This window comes from Edaphobacter sp. (assembly GCF_035763405.1).
GTDB lineage: Bacteria > Acidobacteriota > Terriglobia > Terriglobales > Acidobacteriaceae > Edaphobacter.
In genome coordinates this window covers 1-7,509 of sequence record NZ_DASUBE010000029.1, presented here as the reverse complement: position 1 = coordinate 7,509, position 7,509 = coordinate 1, and the positions used below count along the sequence as shown (strand labels likewise).

The window sequence follows — 7,509 nt, the reverse complement described above, 5'->3', positions numbered from 1 at the left end:
AAACGGCAGCGCCCCCGGCCAGTATCTCGACACCGTCGTCCCCAGCCCCAATGGCGAGACTCATCGCAAGATCATCATCCTGCTCCCCGGCCCACCTAACGAACTCAAGCCCATGTTCGACGAGCAGGTGCGTCCGCGCCTCGGCGCCACACTCCCCATCCGCCATCTCGCAAAGCGGATGCTCCGCATGGCGCTCATTCCCGAGTCGCACGTCGATGCCCGCACCGCACCCATCTACAAGCAGTACGCCGACGTCGAAACCACCATCCTCGCCCACTCCGGCGAGATCCAGCTCCACTTCCTCGCCGCCAAACCCACGCTCTCCGAGGCGCAGGCCCGCGTCGATGAGCTGACCGGCAAGGTCGAAGCGGAGATGGAAGACGCCGTCTTCTCCTCGCACGGCGAGTCGCTCGAAGAGGTCGTACTGCTGCACCTCGGGATGCGCCACCTTACGCTCGCCACCGCCGAAAGCTGCACCGGCGGCCTGCTCGCCCAGCGCCTCACCGCCGTCCCCGGCAGTTCGCGCTACTTCCTCGGAGGTGCGGTCGTCTATTCCGACGCGCTCAAGACCGCCTTCGCCGACGTGCCCCGCGAACTCATCGCCACGCACGGCCCGGTCTCGCCGGAGGTCGCCCGCTCGCTCGCCGAAGGCATCCGCGCGCGCACCGGCGCTTCACTCGGTGTCTCCATCACCGGCATCGCCGGCCCCACGCCGGGCACCGGCCCTGACGCAGCCAAGCCCATCGGCCTCGTCTACATCGGCCTCAGCGACGGACAAGAGACACAAGTCAAAGAGTTCCGCCTCCCCGGAGACCGCGATCGCATCCGCCTCTGGGCCAGCCAGCAGGCACTCGAACTCATCCGCCGCCACCTGCTCTGAGATTTGCATTGCCATTCTGAGCCCAGCAAAGAACCCCCGTATCTCGCCTTTGCTGCGGCTTGTTCTTCCGTTCAACTAAAATCAAGCAGCCGTGAACACCAGTCTCTTTGAACTTTTCAAAATCGGCATTGGCCCCTCCAGCTCGCACACCGTGGGACCCATGCGCGCCGCGCACCGCTTCGTCCGCGGGCTTGAATCGAAGCACCTCCTCGACCGCACCGCATCGGTCAACGTGGACCTCTACGGCTCGCTCGCCCTGACCGGCATCGGTCACGGCACCGACCGGGCCATCTTGCTCGGCCTGCTCGGCGAAGCGCCGGACACCATCGACCCGGCCGCCATCGATCGGAAGCTCACCGACATCCGTGCCACGGGCGAACTCAAGCTCGGCGGCCACCGAACCATTCCCTTCACCGAGCGCGAAAGCCTCCACCTTCGCCGCGACCAGATGTACCCCGACGCAAACGTCGTCTCGCACCCCAACGGAATGCGCTTCACCGCCTTCGATGCCAGCAACGTCTCCATCGTCGACGAGGTCTACTACTCCATCGGCGGAGGCTTCATCGTCACCGAAGCCGAACGCACCGCAGAGACTTCAACCAGCAGGCGCACCGTTCCTCACCCATTCCGCAGCGCCGCCGAACTGCTCGCAACAGCAGAACAGCATAACCTCACCATCGCCAACCTCGTGCTCGCCAACGAGACCGCGCTGCTGAACGGCGATGAAGGCAAAGTCCGTGCAGGAATCCTCAAGCTCTGGCAAACCATGCAGACCTGCACCCGGCGCGGCATCGAGACGGAAGGCATCCTGCCCGGCGGCCTCAACGTGCGCCGCCGCGCCCCGCGCCTCGCACGCCGTCTCGAAACCGAAGGATCAAAAGACCCACTCGCGCCCATGGACTGGGTCACGGTCTGGGCCATGGCCGTCAACGAAGAGAACGCCGCCGGAGGCCGCGTCGTCACCGCGCCCACCAACGGTGCCGCCGGAGTCATCCCCGCTATCGGCCACTACTATATGCGTTTTATCGAAGGGGCTGAATCAAAAAAACAGGAAGGCATCCTCCGCTACTTCCTCACCGCCGCCGCCATCGGCATTCTCTACAAGGAGAACGCCAGCATCTCCGGAGCCGAGGTCGGCTGCCAGGGCGAGGTGGGCGTAGCGTGCAGCATGGCCGCAGGCGGGCTCGTTGCCGCGCTCGGTGGCACCAACGCGCAGGTCGAGCACGCCGCCGAGATCGCCATGGAGCACAACCTCGGCATGACCTGCGACCCCATCGGCGGCCTCGTGCAGATCCCTTGCATCGAGCGCAACGGCATGGGCGCGGTCAAGGCCATCAACGCCGCGCGCATGTCCATGCACGAGACCACCGGGCACAAGCTCTCGCTCGACCAGATCATCGCCACTATGTACCAGACCGGGCTCGACATGCAATCCCGCTACAAGGAAACCTCGCTCGCCGGCCTCGCCCTCAATATCATCGAGTGCTGAACCTCCCCGCATTAATCCAGTAGCGCGTATCCAGCGTCACCGCACCGTTCACGGCATACTGCGCGAAGTACTCACGGAACCCCTCCACAAACGGCGTGTGCAGCACGTCCCCTGCGAGCGGCGCCGAAGACAGCGACATCGCCATCCCGTAAAGCTCGTCCCATGTCAGCATCATCGTCCCGCGAATCTCTTCGTGGTGAAAGTCCCGCGTCAACCTATCTTCGACCTTGCGATAGATCTCGTAAACGGCGCCCACATCCACCTTCTTCGCCACGCGCTCGCCAAGGACCTTCTCAAACGCCAGATTCTCTTCTCGTCCCTCCATGGAGCGGCCAAACGCGACAATCGCAACCCAGCCATCCGGCTTCAGAATCCGCCTGAACTCTGCCATCGCGCGCTCGACGTCGAACCAGTGCAAGGCCCTACCTGCAACCACCATGTCCACCGAGCCATCCGCAAGCCCGGTCGCCTCCGCTGTGGCGTCCACCATCGTCAGCCGCGGATCGCCGCGTGAAGCTCTGCGCACCTCTCGCGCATTCCGGCATTCGGCTCAATGGCAAGCACACGATTGCCGTTCGCCAGAAAAACATCGCTCAACATCCCCGTGCCCGCTCCAATATCGGCCACCGCCCACTCCGGCCTCAGTCCGCACCACTCGCGGAAACGCGGCAGCAAAACCTCCGGATCATACCGCTCCCGATAGCGCGCATACTCGCCAACGCGCCCATCAAAACGCCTCACACTCTCGTCCATCACCCCTCTGCACCTCAACAGCATTCTATTTTCTTCCGGCAAAAGAAAGCCGGTGCGCATTGCACCGGCTCAAATCATCAATTCGCAATTCCACTATTTTTGTGTCACACGCAACGCGATGCGCCTGTTCTGCGCGCGTCCCGCTTCGGTGGAGTTACTTGCCACCGGATGTTCCGGTCCATAACCTTCGGACTCCAGCCGCGACTGGTCGATGCCCGCCGCAACCAGCGCATCCATCACGTTCTTCGCGCGCTCGTCAGAGAGCTTCTTATTGGCGGCAGCGTTACCCACATTGTCGGTATACCCGCCGATCTTCGCATGAACGTTCGGATATGCCTTCAGGATCGCCGCAACATTGTTCAACTGCTCCTGCGACGACGACTGCAACGTGGCCTTGCCCGTATCGAACGTGAGCCGGTCAAAGTTGAACCAGGTCGTCTTATCCACCGGCAATGTCGGGTCGGCGATGAACGCCGCCAGCTTGTTTTCAATGCCGTCCTCCGGCACATTCAACGTGACGCCATCCGGCAGCTTCAGTCCAACCCAGCCCGCGGGTAAAGCAGCAGGCGCGGCGGCAGGCGCAGGCGTCTCCGCCACTGGAGCAGGCTTCGAGCGATTGTAGTACCACAGCGCCGCGATGATGATCGCCGCCAGGATGATGAGCGGCCACAGCCAGCGCCGCGCTCCTCCGGCAGCAGCCACAGGCACGGCGGCAGCGGCGCCAGCAGGTCCGCCCGCACCGCTCAGCAACGGCCCCAGCCCCGCCGGCAGCAATCCGCTCAGCTTCGACGCCTCACCCTTCAGCGTATTGCCCAGGTCGCTCGCGTTCAGGCCATTGTCCCGCACATACTTGCCCAGAAAGCCGAGCACCAGCGGCGCAACCATGCCCATCATCGCGCCCGCCTTGTCGCCCAAACCGGAGACACGGCCAATCGCATCCGTCACCGCCGACTGGCCCGATCCAAGCACAGTTGCGGCGAACTTGCTCCCCAGATCGCCGAGCGCCCCCGCCCCGCCCGATCCGATATTCGATATAGCATCCGAAAGCGCGTCCGCGCTGTTCGCAGGGCTTGTGATCATGCTGAATATCTGACTCAGAAACCCCGGCTGGTCCGCTTTGGAAGCGATGCCGGAAAGCAGCGCCGCCGAACTGCTCTGCAGGCCGCTCTGTACAGCGTCTGTCGAAACACCAAGTCGCGAAGCAATAGGCCCTACAACCTGAGGGCCTAAGGTACTCATCAAACTATCTACGATAGAGCCAGCCATACTTTCTCCTTCTGGACCAGGATTTTTCCCGTCGGAGTTCCTCGACAAAACAAGACCGGACCTGCAAAGGGATCCCGGCCCGGATAAAGGCCGGACTATCCGCGTTGGATGATGGAGTTGCATCCGCCAGTTGTCCACCCGGATGCAATTTCAGCGGCAAATCACTGGCGAGCAGCCGCTCAACCCCGCTCCACTGCCAGCGCCACCGAGTTGCCCCCGCCCAGACACAGCGCCGCCACACCCTTCTTTGCGTCGCGCCGCATCATCTCGTAGACCAGCGTCACCAGCACGCGCGCGCCGCTGGCCCCAATCGGATGCCCAATCGCCACCGCCCCGCCGTTCACATTCACCCGCGCCGCATCCAGCCCCAGCTCCTTCATCACGCCCAGCGCCTGCACACTGAATGCCTCGTTCAGTTCATACAGGTCCACCTCATCGCGGTCCCACCCAGCCTTCTTCAAAACCTTCTGCACGCCCGTCACTGGAGCCAGCATCACCCACTTCGGCGCAACCCCACTCGTAGCCTGCGCCCGAATCTTCACCAGGGGCTTCAACCCAAGCGATGCCGCCTTCGCAGCCGACATCACCACCACCGCCGCCGCCGCATCGTTCACTCCCGGAGCATTGCCCGCCGTCACCGTTCCATCTTTCTTGAACGCAGGCTTCAGCGCGGTCAGCGCCTCTATCGAAGCGTCATCGCGCACACTCTCATCTCGCTTCACCACCGTCACCGAGCCCTTCTTTCCCGCAACCTCCACCGGCACCACCTCCGCGTCGAACCGCCCTTCCCTCCACGCGGCGCTTGCGCGACGATGTGACTCCAGCGCATACGCATCCTGTTGCTCGCGCGTAATCGAGTGCTTCTCCGCAACGTTCTCGCCCGTCATGCCCATGTGATAGTTCTCGCACGCGCACCACAGTCCGTCTCGAACCATCGAGTCCACCACAGCCGAGTCGCCCATCCGCATCCCGCGCCTCGCCTGCGGCAAAAGATACGGCGCATTCGTCATCGACTCCATTCCGCCCGCCACTACAACTTCCGCATCACCCGTTTCGATGGCCTGCGCGGCCAGCGCCACGGCCTTCAGCCCGCTACCGCACACCATGTTGATCGTCATCGCCGACACCGTATCCGCAAGCCCGCCGCGCAACGCCGCCTGCCGCGCCGGATTCTGTCCCAACCCCGCAGGCAGCACGCATCCCATCAGGCACTCATCCACCAAAGCCGCGTCAATCCCCGCTCTGCGCACGGCCTCCCGCACTGCAACCGCACCCAGCTCTACCGCCGTCATCTCCGCAAACGCGCCCTGAAACTTCCCCACCGGAGTCCGCACAGCGGAGACAATCACCACATCGTTCATCGTTCAACCTCACACACAGCATGAAAAAATCGAAGCACGGAACGCGCCAGTATACGACCCGCATCGCCTCCGTGACACTCACACATCGGCGTCATGCTCCGTTCCCTCCCCAATCGGGGTACACCTTCACTAAAAAATATTTCTTCAAAACATCAGATTTTTCTTGACAGTTAATTTTCGTAAATCTATACCTTCGTTAGCTGCAATGTTGTGTGGTTGCAGAGTCTATGTCTAATCATTAGGGAGAATAGGCACATGGCAGTTAAGAAAGCAGCAAAGAAGGCAGCCAAGAAACCGGCGAAGAAGGCCGCGAAGAAGAAGTAAATCCAACCCAAGGCAAAACGGAACGGGGGACGCACCAAGCGTCCCCCGTTCCGTTTTCTCCGCGATTCACGCGGCTCGCGCGCCTACTTCGGTGTAGACAGGTAGCCTGAAACGCTCTTCTTCTGGATGTCGTTCACCACGATCTCGTAAAGCACCGGCGTCTTGCCCGTGTAGAACTGCACGGGCTCATCCAGCCCCTTGTCCTTCTTTTCGATGTTCCGGTCGTCCGCGCTCACCATCATCGTGTACCGCGAGTGCTTCATGTCCGCCTTCTTCAACTGGATCTTGATCGTCGAGATCAGCGTCGGCTTGGCGCCCTTCTGCAGGGTGAACTCGTAGTAGTTCCGGTCGCCCTTGTGCTTCAACATCTCCAGCTCGGACTTGTTCGTCGCAATCAGGCCGCTCATCACGCCCGCGTCGCCCACCACGCGGTTCAACTGCGTCTTCGTCGCCTCCAGATCACTCTTCGTGTTGGCCACGTCCGTCTTCACGCCGCCCACATCCGTCTTCACCGAAGCGACATCGTTCGACACCGCGCCCACCTGTTTCGAGGTGGCCGCCTGCTGCGCCTCCAGCTTCGAGGTCGCCGCCCGCTGCGCCGCCAGAATGCTCTCCGCCCGCGCCTCCATCTGTTTCTGCGTCATGCCTACGCTCTGGCCCAGCGTCTCGCTCGTCGCCCGCAGCCTCGCGTTGGTCTCATCCAACTGCTGTGCCAGATCGACGTTTTTCTGGTTGGCCGCCTTCAACTGCTGCTCAGCCGACGACAGATGGTTCGACAGCCCATAGCACCACACCAGTGCGCCCAGCGCAGCCAGCAGCGCCACCACCACCACGCCCATAAAGATTCCCGACATCGACCGCTCTGCAACGTATCCTTCTTCGCTCATCGCACTCTCCTCGGTCCTGCTTTCGGTCTGCCATCCCACCGGCCCGGCGTCCACAAACCCGTTCCCCAAACTATACCTTGCCCCCGGCCCACTAAACTGGTCTTATGCAACATTCTGACATCCTGATCGCCGGTGCCGGCATCATGGGGCTCTCGCTCGCCCTCGAACTCCATCACCGCGGCGCGCGCGTCACCGTGCTCGAACAAGCGCTGCCGCTTGGCGAAGCCTCAACCGCCGCCGCCGGAATGCTCGCCGCCGCCGATCCCGACAACCCACCACTGCTGCGCCCGCTCTCCGACCTCAGCATCTCGCTCTACCCCGCATTCCTCGAACGCCTGCGCAACCTCTCCGGCATCGAAGTCCCGCTGCATACCAGCGAGACCCTGCAAGCACTTCCTCCACACGTCCCAAACCCCGCAAATGTGCTCAGCCCCGACGACCTCCGCAGCCGGCTTCCGCAACTCACCCCCGGCAACCACCGTTTTATCCATCTCAACGAGCACAGCCTCGACCCCCGCCAACTCGCCAGTGCCCTGCTCGCCTCCATCC

Annotated in this window: 8 protein-coding genes; 3 read left to right on the top strand and 5 right to left on the bottom strand. The window is 62.7% G+C overall.

What is annotated here, in order from left to right; translation table 11 throughout:
- Window positions 1-880: nicotinamide-nucleotide amidohydrolase family protein (locus VFU66_RS02685; RefSeq protein WP_326444690.1), on the top strand; the 880-nt coding region annotated here is incomplete at its 5' end.
- A gap of 91 nt (window positions 881-971) precedes the next feature.
- Window positions 972-2,369, top strand: a complete 1,398-nt coding sequence (locus tag VFU66_RS02680; RefSeq protein WP_326444689.1) for an L-serine ammonia-lyase — start codon at window positions 972-974, stop codon at window positions 2,367-2,369.
- On the opposite strand, the gene VFU66_RS02675 is transcribed toward VFU66_RS02680, so the two are convergent.
- The 5 genes from VFU66_RS02675 to VFU66_RS02655 all read right to left on the bottom strand — a co-directional run bounded on the left by VFU66_RS02675 (window position 2,356) and on the right by VFU66_RS02655 (window position 6,960).
- The gene (locus VFU66_RS02675) at window positions 2,356-2,895 is read right to left on the bottom strand and encodes a class I SAM-dependent methyltransferase (protein WP_326444688.1); all 540 of its coding nucleotides are present in this window, start codon (window positions 2,893-2,895) and stop codon (window positions 2,356-2,358) included. The genes VFU66_RS02680 and VFU66_RS02675 overlap by 14 nt on opposite strands.
- On the bottom strand, window positions 2,862-3,110 hold the full coding sequence (locus VFU66_RS02670) for a class I SAM-dependent methyltransferase (protein ID WP_326444687.1): 249 nt from the start codon (window positions 3,108-3,110) through the stop codon (window positions 2,862-2,864). The genes VFU66_RS02675 and VFU66_RS02670 overlap by 34 nt, the downstream gene beginning before the upstream one ends.
- Before the next feature lie 105 nt (window positions 3,111-3,215).
- On the bottom strand, window positions 3,216-4,361 hold the full coding sequence (locus tag VFU66_RS02665; RefSeq protein WP_326444686.1) for an OmpA family protein: 1,146 nt from the start codon (window positions 4,359-4,361) through the stop codon (window positions 3,216-3,218).
- Between the two features lie 206 nt (window positions 4,362-4,567).
- Window positions 4,568-5,749, bottom strand: coding sequence for an acetyl-CoA C-acetyltransferase (locus tag VFU66_RS02660; RefSeq protein ID WP_326444685.1), 1,182 nt, complete (start codon window positions 5,747-5,749; stop codon window positions 4,568-4,570).
- 407 nt (window positions 5,750-6,156) lie between these two features.
- Window positions 6,157-6,960 carry a hypothetical protein gene (locus VFU66_RS02655; protein WP_326444684.1) on the bottom strand — a complete coding sequence of 268 codons (804 nt, stop codon included), beginning with the start codon at window positions 6,958-6,960 and terminating at the stop codon, window positions 6,157-6,159.
- 104 nt (window positions 6,961-7,064) lie between these two features.
- Here VFU66_RS02655 and VFU66_RS02650 point away from each other — a divergent pair.
- Window positions 7,065-7,509 (top strand): NAD(P)/FAD-dependent oxidoreductase (locus tag VFU66_RS02650; RefSeq protein WP_326444683.1); only part of this gene is annotated, 445 nt, incomplete at its 3' end.